This window comes from Pseudomonas sp. NFACC41-3, assembly GCF_900109505.1.
Lineage (GTDB): Bacteria > Pseudomonadota > Gammaproteobacteria > Pseudomonadales > Pseudomonadaceae > Aquipseudomonas > Aquipseudomonas chlororaphis.
The window spans coordinates 408,582-423,572 of the sequence record NZ_FOAE01000006.1 but is presented as its reverse complement, the minus strand read 5'-3'; the positions used below and the strand labels follow the sequence as shown (position 1 = coordinate 423,572).

General features: G+C 66.5%; 16 protein-coding genes. All 16 read left to right on the top strand.

Features of this window, described 5'->3' with window-relative positions:
- Positions 1-96: 96 nt before the first annotated feature.
- The 16 genes from BMY68_RS26490 to BMY68_RS26415 are packed head-to-tail and all read left to right on the top strand — an operon-like array spanning position 97 to position 14,954.
- Positions 97-831 (top strand): glycosyltransferase family 2 protein, encoded by a 735-nt coding sequence (locus BMY68_RS26490; RefSeq protein ID WP_085533558.1) that lies wholly within the window; start codon positions 97-99, stop codon positions 829-831.
- Positions 828-1,781: an LpxL/LpxP family acyltransferase gene (locus BMY68_RS26485; protein ID WP_085533556.1), complete on the top strand. Its 954-nt coding sequence runs from the start codon at positions 828-830 to the stop codon at positions 1,779-1,781. Before BMY68_RS26490 ends, BMY68_RS26485 begins: the two co-directional genes overlap by 4 nt.
- Positions 1,762-3,306: an HAL/PAL/TAL family ammonia-lyase gene (locus BMY68_RS26480; protein WP_085533554.1), complete on the top strand. Its 1,545-nt coding sequence runs from the start codon at positions 1,762-1,764 to the stop codon at positions 3,304-3,306. The genes BMY68_RS26485 and BMY68_RS26480 overlap by 20 nt, the downstream gene beginning before the upstream one ends.
- Positions 3,299-3,724: an acyl-CoA thioesterase gene (locus BMY68_RS26475; protein WP_085533552.1), complete on the top strand. Its 426-nt coding sequence runs from the start codon at positions 3,299-3,301 to the stop codon at positions 3,722-3,724. The genes BMY68_RS26480 and BMY68_RS26475 overlap by 8 nt, the downstream gene beginning before the upstream one ends.
- Entirely contained in the window at positions 3,721-4,428 is a 708-nt protein-coding gene (locus tag BMY68_RS26470; RefSeq protein ID WP_239694136.1) for an outer membrane lipoprotein carrier protein LolA, read from the top strand. Before BMY68_RS26475 ends, BMY68_RS26470 begins: the two co-directional genes overlap by 4 nt.
- Positions 4,412-6,751, top strand: a complete 2,340-nt coding sequence (locus BMY68_RS26465; protein ID WP_085533550.1) for an MMPL family transporter — start codon at positions 4,412-4,414, stop codon at positions 6,749-6,751. The genes BMY68_RS26470 and BMY68_RS26465 overlap by 17 nt, the downstream gene beginning before the upstream one ends.
- A complete protein-coding gene (locus BMY68_RS26460) occupies positions 6,748-7,923 on the top strand; it encodes a cation:proton antiporter (RefSeq protein ID WP_062823892.1) in 1,176 nt (391 codons plus the stop codon). The genes BMY68_RS26465 and BMY68_RS26460 overlap by 4 nt, the downstream gene beginning before the upstream one ends.
- On the top strand, positions 7,910-9,157 hold the full coding sequence (locus tag BMY68_RS26455) for an NAD(P)/FAD-dependent oxidoreductase (protein ID WP_085533548.1): 1,248 nt from the start codon (positions 7,910-7,912) through the stop codon (positions 9,155-9,157). Before BMY68_RS26460 ends, BMY68_RS26455 begins: the two co-directional genes overlap by 14 nt.
- Positions 9,154-9,900, top strand: a complete 747-nt coding sequence (locus BMY68_RS26450; protein WP_085533546.1) for a class I SAM-dependent methyltransferase — start codon at positions 9,154-9,156, stop codon at positions 9,898-9,900. The genes BMY68_RS26455 and BMY68_RS26450 overlap by 4 nt, the downstream gene beginning before the upstream one ends.
- A complete protein-coding gene (locus BMY68_RS26445; protein WP_085533544.1) occupies positions 9,897-10,382 on the top strand; it encodes a DUF3261 domain-containing protein in 486 nt (161 codons plus the stop codon). Before BMY68_RS26450 ends, BMY68_RS26445 begins: the two co-directional genes overlap by 4 nt.
- Entirely contained in the window at positions 10,379-11,575 is a 1,197-nt protein-coding gene (locus BMY68_RS26440; protein WP_085533542.1) for a beta-ketoacyl-[acyl-carrier-protein] synthase family protein, read from the top strand. The genes BMY68_RS26445 and BMY68_RS26440 overlap by 4 nt, the downstream gene beginning before the upstream one ends.
- Positions 11,572-12,045 carry a hotdog family protein gene (locus tag BMY68_RS26435; protein ID WP_085533540.1) on the top strand — a complete coding sequence of 158 codons (474 nt, stop codon included), beginning with the start codon at positions 11,572-11,574 and terminating at the stop codon, positions 12,043-12,045. Before BMY68_RS26440 ends, BMY68_RS26435 begins: the two co-directional genes overlap by 4 nt.
- On the top strand, positions 12,042-12,770 hold the full coding sequence (gene fabG / locus BMY68_RS26430; protein WP_007925825.1) for a 3-oxoacyl-ACP reductase FabG: 729 nt from the start codon (positions 12,042-12,044) through the stop codon (positions 12,768-12,770). Before BMY68_RS26435 ends, fabG begins: the two co-directional genes overlap by 4 nt.
- On the top strand, positions 12,770-13,999 hold the full coding sequence (locus tag BMY68_RS26425; protein WP_085533538.1) for a beta-ketoacyl-ACP synthase: 1,230 nt from the start codon (positions 12,770-12,772) through the stop codon (positions 13,997-13,999). Before fabG ends, BMY68_RS26425 begins: the two co-directional genes overlap by 1 nt.
- Before the next feature lie 23 nt (positions 14,000-14,022).
- On the top strand, positions 14,023-14,469 hold the full coding sequence (locus BMY68_RS26420; RefSeq protein WP_085533536.1) for a hypothetical protein: 447 nt from the start codon (positions 14,023-14,025) through the stop codon (positions 14,467-14,469).
- 38 nt (positions 14,470-14,507) lie between these two features.
- Positions 14,508-14,954: a hypothetical protein gene (locus tag BMY68_RS26415; protein ID WP_007925830.1), complete on the top strand. Its 447-nt coding sequence runs from the start codon at positions 14,508-14,510 to the stop codon at positions 14,952-14,954.
- Positions 14,955-14,991: the final 37 nt, after the last annotated feature.

Below are 14,991 nucleotides of genomic sequence, written 5' to 3'. Positions count from 1 at the left end.
TATGGGCGCCAGGCGAGCGCAGCCCCCAGCGGCTTTTTGTAGCCGCTGCCGAAGGCTGCGATCGGCCGCGCAGCGGACGCCCGGGAGGCAACTCCCATGCATAACCCTTGCGCCGTCATCCCGGTCTACAACCATGAAGCCGCCGTGCCGGCGGTGGTCGAGGCCCTGCTCGCCAGCGGCCTGCCCTGTGTGCTGGTGGACGACGCCAGCAGCCCGGCCTGCGCCGCCGTGCTGGAGCAACTGGCCGAGCGCGAACAGGTATTCCTGGTCAAGCTTGCGGTCAACCAGGGCAAGGGCGGCGCGGTCATGGCCGGGCTGCGCGAAGCCTCGCGCCTGGGTTTCAGCCACGCCCTGCAAGTGGACGCCGACGGCCAGCACGACCTGCGCGATGTGGATAACTTTATCGCCACCTCCCGCACCCACCCCGAAGCGCTGGTCTGCGGTTATCCACAGTACGACGCCAGCGTACCCAAGGGCCGTTTTTACGCGCGCTACCTGACCCACGTCTGGGTCTGGATCAATACCCTGTCGTTGCAGATCCCCGACTCCATGTGCGGCTTCCGGGTCTACCCCCTGCCGCCCATCCTGGCGCTGATCGACTCGGTGAAGATCGGCCAGCGCATGGATTTCGACACCGATATCCTGGTGCGCCTGGCCTGGCGCAACCAGCCGATGCGCTGGTTGCCGACCCAGGTCCGTTACCCGGCGGATGGCCTTTCGCACTTTCGCCTGTTCCACGACAACCTGCTGATTTCCAGCATGCACGCCCGGCTGTTCTTCGGCATGTTGCTGCGCGCGCCGCTGATTCTCTGGCGACGGTGGCAAGCATGACGGCGCTACACGACAAGCAGGACAAGCAACATTGGGCCGAGCACAAAGAGCGCGGCAGCTTCTGGCTGATGAAGCTCACCGCCTTCGGCGTGCGCGTGCTCGGCCGCCGGGTGTTGAGCCCGGTGCTGTACATCATCGTGTTCTATTTCTTCCTGTTCGGCCGCGGTGCCCGCCGCAGCGCCTGGTTGTACCAGCAGCGCCTGGCCGACTGGAGCGGCAAGGCCGAACTGCGTCCCAGCCACTGGCGGGTGTTCGGCCAGTTCATGGCATTCGCCGACTCCCTGCTGGACAAGCTCGACGTGTGGAACGGCAAGCTGCGCCTGGAACAGATCGAGATCGTCGACCCGGCCCGGCTGCGCGACCAGTTGCGCGGCACCCGCGGACAGATGCTGGTGGGCGCGCACCTGGGCAACCTCGAAGTCTGCCGCGCCCTGGCCGAGCTGGGCGAAAAGGTCACCATGAACGTGCTGGTGCACACCAAGCACGCCGAGCGTTTCAATCGCCTGCTGGGCGAGGCCGGAGCCACCAACCTGCGGCTGATCCAGGTCAGCGAGCTGGATCCGGCGGTCATGCTGCAACTGAGCCAGCGCCTGGATCGCGGCGAATGGCTGGCGATTGCCGGCGACCGTGTACCGCTGCATGGCGGGCGCAACGTGCGGGTGGATTTCCTCGGCCATCCGGCCCCTTTCCCACAAGGGCCGTGGCTGCTGGCGGGCCTGCTGAAATGCCCGGTCAACCTGCTGCTGTGCCTGAAAAACAATGGCCGCTATCGAGTGTTCCTCGAACCCTTCACCGAGGCCGTGGCGTGGAAGCGCAGCGACCGCGAACAGGTCATCGCCCAGTGGACTGCCCGCTACGCCGAGCGCCTGGGCCAGTACTGCCTCGAAGCGCCCCAACAATGGTTCAACTTTTACCCTTTCTGGAAGACCGATGACGACGCATCCGCTTGAGCCGGTAACCTTCGGCGAACTCCCTTTGCGCATCGAAGACGTGCTGGCCCTGGCCAACCGTCAGGCGCCGACCCGACTGCAAGGCGACAGCGCATTCCGCCAGCGCATCGCCAAGGGCGCGCAATTCCTCGATTCGCTGCTGGACAAGGAAGGCGTGATCTACGGCGTGACCACCGGCTACGGCGACTCCTGCGTGGTCGCGGTGCCGCTGCAGCACGTCGAGGCGCTGCCCCGTCATCTGTACACCTTCCACGGCTGTGGCCTGGGCAAGCTGCTGGACGCGCAAGCCACCCGCGCGGTACTGGCGGCGCGCTTGCAGTCGCTGTGCCATGGCGTGTCCGGGGTGCGCGTGGAACTGCTGGAGCGCCTGCAGGCGTTCCTCGAACACGACATCCTGCCGCTGATCCCCGAAGAGGGTTCGGTGGGCGCCAGCGGCGACCTGACGCCGTTGTCCTACGTAGCCGCGACCCTGTCCGGCGAGCGTGAGGTGATGTTCTGCGGCGAGCGCCGGACCTCGGCCGAGGTACACCGCGAGCTGGGCTGGGAGCCGCTGGTGCTGCGGCCGAAAGAAGCCCTGGCATTGATGAACGGCACCGCGGTGATGACCGGCCTGGCCTGCCTGGCCTTCGCCCGCGCCGACTACCTGCTGCAACTGGCCACGCGCATCACCGCACTGAACGTGGTCGCCTTGCAGGGCAACCCGGAGCATTTCGACGAGCGCCTGTTCGCCGCCAAGCCGCACCCGGGGCAGATGCAAGTCGCCGCCTGGCTGCGCCAGGACCTGGCCATCGACGCGCCGACCGCGCCGCTGCACCGCCTGCAGGACCGCTACTCGCTGCGTTGCGCGCCCCATGTGCTGGGCGTGCTGGCCGACAGCCTGGGCTGGCTGCGTGGCTTCATCGAGACCGAGCTGAACAGCGCCAACGACAACCCGATCATCGACGCCGAGGCCGAACGCGTGCTGCACGGCGGGCACTTCTACGGCGGGCATATCGCCTTCGCCATGGACAGCCTGAAGAACCTGGTGGCCAACGTCGCCGACCTGCTGGATCGCCAGCTCGCGCTGCTGGTGGACGAGCGCTACAACCACGGCCTGCCGAGCAACCTGTCCGGCGCCCCGGCGGACCGCGCCATGATCAACCACGGCTTCAAGGCGGTGCAGATCGGCACCAGCGCCTGGACCGCCGAAGCGCTGAAAAACACCATGCCGGCCAGCGTGTTCTCGCGCTCCACCGAATGCCACAACCAGGACAAGGTGAGCATGGGCACCATCGCCGCCCGCGATGCGATCCGTGTGCTGGAGCTGACCGAACAGGTCGCCGCCGCGACTCTGCTGGCCGCCAACCAGGGCGTCTGGCTGCGTGGCCGGGCCGAGGATGCGCGGCCGTTGCCGCCGGCCCTGGCGGCCATGCACCAAGAGCTGGCCAAGGACTTCCCGCCGGTGATCGAGGACCGCGCCCTGGAAGGCGAACTGCGCCTGTGCCTGCAACGCATTGCCGAGCAACACTGGAGGCTGCATGCGTAGTCGGGGCGTGCTGCACGCGGACACCGAGATCCAGGTGCCGTTTTTCGACGTCGACACCATGCATGTGGTCTGGCACGGGCATTACGTGAAGTACCTGGAAGTGGCGCGCTGCGCCCTGCTCGACAAGCTCGGCCACAACTACCAGCAGATGCGCGATTCCGGCTATGCCTGGCCGGTGATCGACCTGCAGCTGCGTTATGTGCGCGGCGCGGTGTTCGGCCAGAAGCTCAAGGTCCGCGCCAGCCTGGTGGAATGGGAAAACCGCCTGAAGATCAACTACCTGATCAGCGACCTGGAAACCGGCGAACGCCTGACCCGCGCCAGTTCGGTGCAGGTGGCGGTGGAGATCGCCAGCCGCGAGATGCAACTGGCTTCGCCCAAGGTGTTCACCGATGCCGTGGAAAGGATGCTGCCATGAGAACCCTTTGTAGCCGCTGGCGCAGCCTGCGATCGGGTGCGCAGCACCCGCACACCCTGAGTACCGAAACGCCACGCCCGCTGCACAATCGATCGCAGCCAGGCGGCAGCGGCTACAGGCTGTTGGGTTTGTTGTTGGCGCTCGGCTTCAGCTCGTTGGCCAATGCTTTCGATCTGCAACAGCTCAGCGACCAGCTGGCCAAGCCCGAGGTGATCCACGGCAGCTTCGTCCAGGAGAAACACCTGCGCGCCCTGCCCCAGCCGCTGACCAGCAAGGGCAGCTTCATCCTGGCGAAGAACCATGGCCTGCTGTGGCTGCTGAAAACACCGCTGCAACAGGACTACCGCATCACCGGCCAAGGCATCGCCCGCCGGGAGGGCAGCGGCTGGCAAATGTTGCCGAACAAGAGCGCCGGGGCCGAACAGAACCGCCTGTTCCTCGCCGTGCTGCAAGGCGACAGCAGCGGCCTGCAACGGGACTTCGAGCTGGCCCTGGCCGGCGACGCCAAGGCCTGGAAACTGACCCTGACCCCACGTTCGCTGCTGCTCAAGCAGGTGTTCAACCAGATCAACATCGACGGTGGCGAACTGGTGCAGCGCATCGAGCTGCTGGAAACCCAGGGCGACAGCACTGTGCTGAAGATGCACGACAGCATCAGCAACCAGCCCTTGAGCGACGCGGAGCAACATGACTTTGCCGAGTGAACGCTGGTGGCCGCGCCTGTTCCTGCTCCTGCTGGTGGCCGTGCTGGCCCTGGCCGGCTGGCAATGGCGTCATGGCGCGCCGCTGTCGGCCAACCTCATGGAGCTGGTGCCGGGCACCGACCCCGATGCCCTGGAGCTCAAGGCCGAGCAGCGCATGCAGGAGCCGCTGAACCGCGAAATGCTGGTGCTGGTGGGCCACGCCGAGCGCCAGCAGGCCATCGCCATGGCCCAGCGCCTGGGTGAGCAATGGCAGGCCAGCGGGCTGTTCGAGAAGGTCCAGTGGAACCTGCAGGCCGACCTGCCGGCGCTGCGCACGCAATTGCTGCAAGGGCGCCTGGCAATGCTTGGCGCCGCCGACCGCCAGCAGTTGATCGAGCACCCCGACGCCTTTATCCAGCAGCGCGTCCAGGCGCTGTTCGACCCCTTCAGCAGTTTCAGCCTGGTTCCGAGCCAGGACGACTGGCTGGGCCTGACCGGACGCATCCAGAACAGCCAGCCGCAACGTGGCGCGGTGCAACTGGACATCGGCAGCGGCACCCTGGTCGCCGATGCCGACGGTAAGAGCTGGGTGCTGCTGCGGGCGCGCACCACCGGCAACGCCTTCGACATGCAACTGCCGCTGCAAGTGGCGGCCCTGCTCCAGCACAGCCGCGAACAGGCCGCCCAGGCCGACGTCCAGTTGCTGGCCGCCAGCGGCCTGCTCTACGCCGCCAACGGCCAGCAACAGGCCTCCCGCGAGATCACCTGGGTCGGCGGCGGCGCTACCGTCGGCATCCTCCTGCTGCTGTTGCTGGCCTTCCGGCGCTGGCGGGTGTTGCTGGCGTTCGTGCCGGTGCTGGTGGGCATGCTGTTCGGCGCGGTGGCCTGCGTCGCCCTCTTCGGCCATATGCACGTGATGACCCTGGTGCTGGGTTCGAGCCTGATCGGCGTCGCCGTCGACTACCCACTGCACTACCTGTCCAAGAGCTGGAGCCTGCGCCCCTGGCACAGCTGGCCGGCGCTGCGCCTGACCCTGCCGGGGCTGACCCTGAGCCTGGCCACCAGTTGCATCGGCTACCTGGCATTGGCCTGGACGCCGTTCCCGGCCCTGACCCAGATCGCCGTGTTCTCCGCCGCCGGGCTGCTGGGTGCTTACCTGAGCGCGGTGTGCCTGTTGCCGGCGCTGCTGCGCGGCGTCGAGCTGCAACCGGCGCAATGGCCGCTGCGGGTAGCCGAATGGCTGCTGAACCTGCGCACGCAATTGCTCAAGCGCGTGTCCAGCCCCTGGCTGCTGGCGCTGGTGATCGCCTTCTGCGCCGGCGGCCTGTGGCAGCTGGAGAGCAAAAACGATATCCGCCAGTGGATCGGCGCGCCGCCACAACTGCTCAACGAAGCCCAGGCCATCGCGCGGATCACCGGCTACCAGCCCACCAGCCAGTTCTTCCTGGTGCGCGGCGCCGATCAGCCACAGCTGCTCGAACGCCTCGGCGCCCTGAGCGAGCGCCTGGAGCAACTGGTCAACCTGGAGAAACTCCAGGGCTATCTATCGCTCAACCAGCTGGTGAGCCTGCCCAGCGAGCAACAGCGCCTGCGCCAGGCCCTGGACGAGCTGCCGCGGCACTGGCAGCCGCTGCTGGATCTCGGGGTACCGGTGGCGGCCCTGAACGCGGAACTCGCGCAATTGCGCGCGCTGCCCAGCGAAGACATCGACGCGGCCCTGCAAGGCCCGCTGGCCGAGCCTTACCGCACCCTGTGGCTGGGCCCCACCGATAACGGCGTGGCGGCGATGGTCAGCCTGCAGGGACTGAACAACCCACAGTTGCTGCGGATACAGGCGCAGGATCTGCCGGGGGTGCAACTGGTGGACCGCCTGGGCGACCTGAACCAAGTGTTCGCCGCCACCCAGGTCAGCGCCGCCGAGCTCAAGCTCGCTTCCTGCGTGCTGATCGTTGTGCTGCTGATCCTGCCGTTCGGCCTCGGTGGCGCCCTGCGCCTCGTCGCCCTGCCGCTACTGGCAGCCCTGTGCAGCCTCGCCAGCCTGGGTTGGCTGGGGCAACCGCTGACCCTGTTCAGCCTGTTCGGCCTGTTGCTGGTGACCGCCATCAGCGTCGACTACGCCATCCTCATGCGTGAACAGGTCGGCGGGGCCGCCGTGAGCCTGCTCGGCACCTTACTTGCAGCGCTGACCACCTGGCTGTCGTTCGGCCTGCTGGCGATTTCCAGCACCCCGGCGGTCAGCAACTTCGGCCTGTCGGTGAGCCTGGGCCTGGCCTTCAGTTTTATCCTGGCGCCCTGGGCCGGTCGCCAGCGCCATCGCCAGCCCGTTACGGAGCCCGTCCTGTGATGACCGCCCTGTTCTGGCTCATGGCGCTGCTGCTGTTTGCGCTCGCCACCCGTATCGGCAGCCGTTTTGGCCTGATCCCGATCGTCAGCCAGTTGCTGCTGGCGACCTTCGGCCTGCCGCTGCTGATGCTGTTCTGGATCGAACCGCACTGGCAGCTAAGTGGCGCCCAACTGGTCTCGCCGACCTGGCTGAAGAACCTGTACGGCTTGAGTTTCGCCCTGCTGCTGGGGCATATCCTCAGCGACGTGATCGACCTGCGCCTGGACCGCCAGAGCCTGAAGATCGCCCTGCCGAGTTTCGCCATCCCCTTCGCCTGCGGCCTGGCCACGGCGGTCTGGCTGTTGCCGGCGCAACCCTGGCTGAGCTCCCTGGCGGTTGGCCTGCTGTTCGCCATTACCGCGATTCCGGTGCTGTACCTGTACCTGCGGCACATCGACTACCCGCCGCTGGCCACGCGGCGCCTGGTACAGACCGCGATCCTCATCGACCTCAGTTGCTGGACCCTGTTCGGCGTCGCCCAGGGCAGCCTGCACCTGAGCAGCCTGCTGCTACCACTGGCCGCAGCCTGCCTGCCGCTGCTCCTGCGCGGCCTCGGCCTGCGCCAGCCGCTGCTGCACAGCCTGGGTTTCTTCGGCCTGCTGGTGGTGGCCGAGCACTACAAGCTCAACGCGCTGATTTTCGGCATCGGCTACCTGCTGTGCATGGCCGCCCTCAAGGTGCCGCTGGTGCTGCCGTTAAAGGCAGCCTGGATGAGCCGTTTGCAGACTTTTATCGCCATCCCGCTGATCCTTACGTTCGGCATCGTGCAGATCAACGTGCACAGCGCCATGGACAGCCTCGGCTGGGTGCAGCTGGGGGCCTTGCTGCTGTTGCCGATTGCCAGCAAGCTGCTCGGCAACTGGCTCGGCCTGGGCTGGGCCGGCGCCTCCTTCAAGGGCGCCAGCCGCTGGCGGGAAAGCCTGCTGCTGAACATTCGCGGGCTGAGCGAGATCGTCTTTCTCAACCTGCTGCTGCAACAACAGCTGATCAGCCCGGCGCTGTACTTCGCGCTGATGCTCATGGGCCTGATCGCCACCCTGATGCCGGCCCTGGCCGGGCTGCACCGAACACCTTTGGTCCCTTTGAACCCGAACATCGCCGAACCGGCAAGGAGCCCCAGTGCCAACAGTTGAAATGGAACGCCGCCAGATTGTGGTGATCGGCGCTGGCCCATCGGGCGCCATTGCCGCCGCGCTGCTCAAGGGCAAAGGCCACGACGTGCTGATCGTCGAGCGCCAGCATTTCCCACGGTTTTCGATCGGTGAAAGCCTGCTGTCCCACTGCCTGGATTTCGTCGAAGAGGCCGGCATGCTCGAGGCGGTCAAGGCTGCGGGCTTCCAACTGAAGAACGGCGCCGCGTTCGCCTGGGGCGAGCGCTACAGCGCCTTCGACTTCGGCGACACCTTCAGCGAAGGCAAGCCCACCACCTTTCAGGTGCAACGCGCCGACTTCGACAAGCTGCTGGCCGATCAGGCCGCCCTGCAAGGCGTTGAAGTGCGTTATGGCGAGGCCATCGTCAGCGCCGACTTCAACCTGGCCAGGCCGCAGCTGCAGGTGCTGCGCGAAGACGGCAGCGAGTACCGCGTGGAAGCGGACTTCGTCCTCGACGCCAGCGGCTACGGCCGCGTGCTGCCACGCCTGCTGGACCTGGAGGCGCCCTCGAACTTCCCGGTCCGCCAGGCGGTGTTCACCCACATTGAAGACCGTATCGACAGCCCGGCCTTTGAGCGGGAAAAGATCCTCATCACCACTCACCCCAGCAAACGCGACGTGTGGTTCTGGACCATCCCGTTCAGCAACGGCCGCTGCTCGGTCGGCGTGGTGGCGGCCAAGGAGCATTTCGACGGCCGTGGCGACGACCTGGACCAGTGCCTGCGCGGTTTCATCGAGGAAACCCCGAGCCTGGCCAAGGTCCTGCACAACGCCGTCTGGGACACCCCGGCGCGGGCCATCGGCGGCTACTCGGCCAACGTCAAGACCCTGCACGGCCCGGGCTTCGCGCTGCTGGGCAACGCCGCGGAATTCCTCGACCCGGTGTTCTCCTCCGGCGTGACCATCGCCATGCGTTCGGCGAGCATGGCCGCCGCCGTGCTGCATCGGCAGTTGCAGGGCGAAAGCGTGGATTGGGAAAGCGAATTCGCCATCCCCCTCAAGCGCGGCGTCGACACCTTCCGCTGCTACGTCGAAGGCTGGTACGCCGGCACCTTCCAGGACGTGATCTACCACCCGGGCAGCTCGCCGGAAATTCGCCGGATGATCAGTTCGATCCTCGCCGGGTATGCCTGGGACGAACGCAACCCGTTCGTCAGCGAACCCAAGCGCCGGCTGCGCATGCTCTCGGAAATCTGCGCCATGGAGGCTCCATGAACGACGCCCAGCCGCAGTACCTGAGCGCCAGCTACGTCGAGGAAACCCGCTTCGGCTTCTGGTTCCTGCGCAGCCATACCTGGCAGCACCATGTGCTGCGGGTGGCGATCAACGACCTGCGCCGCCTGTTCGACAACGAGCCGCCGAGCAACCCGGTGCTGCTGGATGCCGGCTGCGGCCAGGGCAAGTCGTTCCAGTACCTGCGCCAGGTGTTCGCCCCGCGGCGCCTGATCGGCCTGGACGCCGACCCGCACAGCCTCAGGCTCAGCAGTGAAGAAGCGGCGCGCCAGGGCTTGCAGGTCGAGCTGATCGGCAGCGACTGCGCGACCCTGGACGTGGCCGATGCCAGCGTCGACCTGCTGTTCTGCCACCAGACCTTTCACCACCTGGTGGAACAGGAAAAAGCCCTGGCCGAGTTCTACCGCGTGCTCAAGCCGGGCGGTTACCTGCTGTTCGCCGAATCCACCGAGGCCTATATCGACACCTGGGTGATCCGCTGGCTGTTCCGCCACCCGATGCACGTGCAGAAAAGCGCCGCGCAGTACCTGGAAATGATCCGTCGACAGGGTTTTGCATTCACTCCGCGCAATGTGTCTTATCCCTATCTGTGGTGGAGCCGTGCCAAGGATTTCGGGCTGCTCGAACGCTTCGGCCTGCGCCGCCCGAAACCCTTTGGCCAACGGGAAGAAACCCTGGTCAATGTGGTTGCCCGCAAACCCCTGCACGAAGGTGCCGCTGGATGATCCGTGCCCTGCTCGTCGGCTGCCTGCTGTTGCTGAGCGCCTGCGCCAGCCAGCCGCCGCTGCCCGAGAAAACCCCGAGCCTGGCCCTGCCGCTGCAATTGCACGTCGAGCGGCAACAGGCCGGGCAGCGCCAGGACTGGCTGCTGGTGATCCAGGCCGAAGGGCCGGGCATCCGTTGGTCGCTGATCGACCCGCTGGGCATTCCCCTGGCGCGCCAGCAACTGATCGACGGTCGCTGGCAGGCCGACGGCCTGTTGCCGCCGAACCCGGAGGCCCGCGAACTGTTCGCCGCATTGCTGTTCGCCCTGACGCCCGCGGGCGAACTGCGAGATAATTATCCAGCCGCCCGGCAGCACGGCGCGCAGCGTGACCTCGCCCCGCACTGGCAGGTCCGCTATCGCCAGGCTCTGGACTTCCGTCTGGAGTTGCCTCGTGGCTTGCACTACCACATCAGCCCGCTGACCGCCGAGAACGCCTCATGACGGCCTACCTGAATGCCCTCGGGGTGATCTGTGCCCTTGGGCGCGACAAGCAGCAAGTGGCCCGCAGCCTGTTTGCCGGCGACTGCTCCGGCATGCGCGCCGCAGCCGGCTGGGTGCCGGAGCGCAGCGTGCCCGTGGCCGCCGTCCAGGGGCCGCTGGCGAGCATGCCGCCGCCGCTGAGGCAACAGGGCAGCCGCAACAACCAGCTGCTGCTGGAGGCCGCCCTGCAGATCCGTGGCGACATCGACCGGGCCATCGCCCGCTACGGCCACAGCCGCATCGGCATCGTCCTCGGCACCAGCACCTCGGGCATCGACGAAGCCAGCCGCGGCATCGCCCATTACCTGCGCGACCGGCATTTCCCGGCCGATTACGACTACCGGCAGCAGGAACTCGGCGCGCCGGCGAATTTTCTCGCCGACTGGCTCGACCTCAGTGGCCCGGCCTATGTGATTTCCACTGCCTGCACTTCCAGCGCCCGCGCCCTGATGAGCGCCCGCCGCCTGCTCGACCTGGGCCTGTGCGACGCGGTGCTGTGCGGCGGCGTCGACAGCCTGTGCAAGCTGACCCTCAACGGTTTCTCGGCCCTGGAAGCGGTGTCCGCGCAGCGCTGCAATCCGTTCTCGGTCAACCGCGACGGCATCAATATCGGCGAAGCCGCCGTGCTGTTCCTGATGAGCAAGGAAACCCTCGGCGCGCAACCGATCGCCTTGCTCGGCGGCGGCGCCAGCTCCGACGCGCACCATATTTCCGCCCCCGAACCCAGTGGCCGCGGCGCCCTGCAAGCCATGCAGAAGGCCTTGCACAACGCCGGCCTGCACGCCGCACAGATCGGCTACCTGAACCTGCATGGCACGGCCACCCAGCACAACGACGCCATGGAAAGCCTGGCGGTCGACCAGTTGTTCCCGGCCGGCGTGCCTTGCTCGTCGACCAAACCCATGAGCGGCCATACCCTGGGCGCCGCCGGGGCCCTGGAAGCGGCGTTCTGCTGGCTGAGCCTGTCCACCGCGAACAGCGCGCACGCCCTGCCGCCCCATGTCTGGGACGCCCAGGCCGACCCGCAACTGCCGCCGCTGCATTGGGTCACCGCCACCACACGTCTGGAGCAGAACGCTCCGCGCTGCCTGATGAGCAACTCCTTTGCCTTCGGCGGCAACAACGTCAGCCTGATTATCGGAGACGCCCCATGATTGACTGGCCGCTCGCCGAACTGCTGCCCCACGCGGGCGACATGATCCTGATCGATCAGGTCCTGGGGTTCGATGAAGAGCAGATCCGTACCCGCCTCACCGTCAAGCCCGATGGCCTGTTCAACCGTGCCGACGGCAGCCTGCCGGCCTGGGTCGGCATCGAGCTGATGGCCCAGAGCGTCGCCGCCTATGCCGGTTGCCATGCGCGCCAGAAAGGCCAGGCCGTCGAGCTGGGGTTCCTGCTCGGCACGCGCAAGTTCGAATGCAATGTGGAACACTTCCCCGCAGGCAGCGAACTGCAGATTCACGCCTTGCGCTCCCTGCAAGACGACAACGGCATGGGCGTATTCGAATGCCACCTGAGTGCCCCCGGCATTCAGGCCGTCGCCCGCCTCAACGTGTTCTGTCCGCCACAGGCGGACAGCTACCTGAACGAATCACCCGCTTTATCAACAGGAGTCCAGCCATGACTGAATCCATATTGGTCACCGGCTCCAGCCGTGGTATCGGCCGTGCCATCGCCCTGCGCCTGGCCCAGGCCGGCTATGACCTGATCCTGCATTGCCGCAGTGGCCGCGGCGAAGCCGAGGCCGTGCAGGCCGAAGTCGAGGCCCTGGGGCGCCAGGCGCGCATCCTGCAATTCGATGTGACCGACCGCGCCAGCTGCAAGGCCGCTCTCGAAGCCGACGTGGAAGCCCATGGCGCCTACTACGGCGTGGTGCTCAATGCCGGCCTGACCCGCGACGGCGCATTCCCGGCCCTGAGCGAAGACGACTGGGACACCGTGCTGCGTACCAACCTCGACGGCTTCTATAACGTGCTGCACCCGCTGATCATGCCGATGATCCGGCGCCGCGCGGCCGGGCGCATCGTCTGCATCGCCTCGGTGTCCGGGCAGGTCGGCAACCGTGGTCAGGTCAACTACAGCGCTTCCAAGGCCGGCCTGATCGGCGCGGCCAAGGCCCTGGCCATCGAGCTGGGCAAACGCAAGATCACCGTCAACTGCGTGGCGCCAGGCTTGATCGACACCGCCATGCTCGACGAGAACGTGCCGGTGGACGAGCTGCTGAAGATGATCCCGGCCCAGCGCATGGGCACCCCGGAGGAAGTCGCCGGCGCGGTGAACTTCCTGATGTCCGCCGAGGCCGCCTACATCACCCGCCAGGTGCTGGCGGTCAACGGAGGCCTGGTCTGATGAAACGTGTGGTCGTCACCGGCATGGCCGGCATCACTTCGCTGGGCAGCGACTGGGACACCATCGTCGCCAACTTCAGCGCCAACCGCAGCGGCATTCGCCGGATGGACGAATGGGATCGCTTCAGCGAGCTCAATACCCGCCTGGCCGGCCCCGTGGACGACTTCAAGGTACCGGCGCACTGGACCCGCAAGCAGCTGCGCAGCATGGGCCGGGTGTCGCGGCTCGCGGTGGGGGCCGCCGAGCAAGCCCTGGCCGATGCCGGCCTGCTGGGCGACGAGTCGATCAAGGATGGGCGCATGGGCGTGGCCTGTGGCTCGTCCACCGGCAGCACCGACGAGATCAAGGCGTTCGGCAACATGTTGCTGAACTCGGTGGCCGAAGGCCTCAACGCCAACTCCTACGTGCGCATGATGCCGCACACCACCGCGGCCAATATCAGCATCTTCTTCGGCCTCACCGGCCGGCTGATCCCGACGTCCAGCGCCTGCACCAGCGGCAGCCAGGGCATCGGCTACGCCTATGAGGCGATCAAGTTCGGCCGCCTGCCGCTGATGCTCGCCGGCGGCGCCGAAGAGCTGTGCCCGACCGAAGCCATGGTGTTCGACGCGCTCTACGCCACTAGCTTGAAAAACGATGCCCCGCACACCAGCCCGCGGCCCTACGACAGCGACCGCGACGGCCTGGTGATCGGCGAGGGCGGCGGCATGCTGGTGCTCGAAGAGCTGGAGCACGCCCTGGCCCGTGGCGCGCATATCCATGCCGAGATCGTCGGCTTCGGCAGCAACGCCGACGGCCAGCACACCACCCGTCCGGAGCAGGCCACCATGCGCCGGGCCATGGAGCTGGCCCTGGAAGACGCCAGCCTCGAGCCTTCGGCCATCGGTTACGTCAACGGCCACGGCACCGCTACAGAACAGGGCGACATTGCCGAAACACTGGCCACCAGCAGCCTGTTCGGCAGCCGGATGCCCATCAGTTCGCAGAAGAGTTTCCTCGGCCACACCCTGGGAGCCTGTGGCGCGCTGGAGTCCTGGTTCAGCATCGAGATGCTCAACCGCGACCTCTACGTGCACACCCTCAACCTCGACACGGTGGACCCGCGTTGCGGCGAGCTGGATTACCTGCGCGGCGAATTCCGGCAGATGAGCTGCGAATACGTGATGAACAACAACTTTGCCTTTGGCGGCGTCAACACTTCGCTGATTTTCCGCCGCTGGCCTCAATGACGTTACTCCCCGGAGAAAATGGAATGTCTTCCCTGCTTCGCGCATGCCTGATCGTGCTGGCCCTGTTGACCTGTGTCTCGTGCACCAGCAAGCGCATGTACACCCCGGACCGGGTCCTGCCCCCCACCCTCAAGGCCGACCACGAGGAAATGAAACAGGCGATCCTGAAAAACCTGGTCGCCCGCAAGTGGACCGTGCAGCGCATCAGCCCGGAGCTGATCCAGGCCGAGATCACCGTGCGCGAGCAGTACCACGTGGAAATCGACATCCAGTACACACCGACCCACTACAAGATCCTCTACCGCGACAGCCGTGGCATGAACTACGCGGACGGCAAGATCCACAAGAACTACATCCGCTGGGTGCGCCTGCTGGACAAGGGCATCCTGCGCGAGCTGAAGGACAACCAGAACGAGCGGACCGCGCAACAGCTGTCCAGCTCGGCCCAGGCGATTGCCGCGCCTAATTGAGCGCCAGCCGCCCCCTTTTCTACGTCAAGGAGACCACCATGCAACTGAAGACCCTGGCCGCTGCCGCCACCCTGCTGCTCTGCACCCTGCCCGGCGTCAGCCAGGCCCGTGATACCGCGCTGTACCTGCCGTTCGACAAGGTCGTCGCCGAAGCCATCAGCACCGGCAAGATCGACGGCAGCGTGAAGTTCTACCTGGCCGGCAACAAGCCAGCCGGCAAGGTCACGGTGGTCAGCGCCGGCGCGGTCACCAACAAGAAGACCAACGCCTTCAACAAGAGCGACGAAGTGGCCTGCGAATGGGTCCTGCAATCGGCGCTGATCACCCTGCACCAGGCAGCCAAGAAAGTCGGCGCCAATGCCGTGACCGACATCGCCAGCTTCTACAAGAGCAACGAGCGCAAGGACGCGAAAACCTACGAATGCCACGCGGGCGCCCTGATGGCAGGCGTCGCGCTGCGCGGCGATCTGGCGAAGGTGGAGTAAGGCGCCTGTCGATGAAATCGGCATGACCTGATCCACA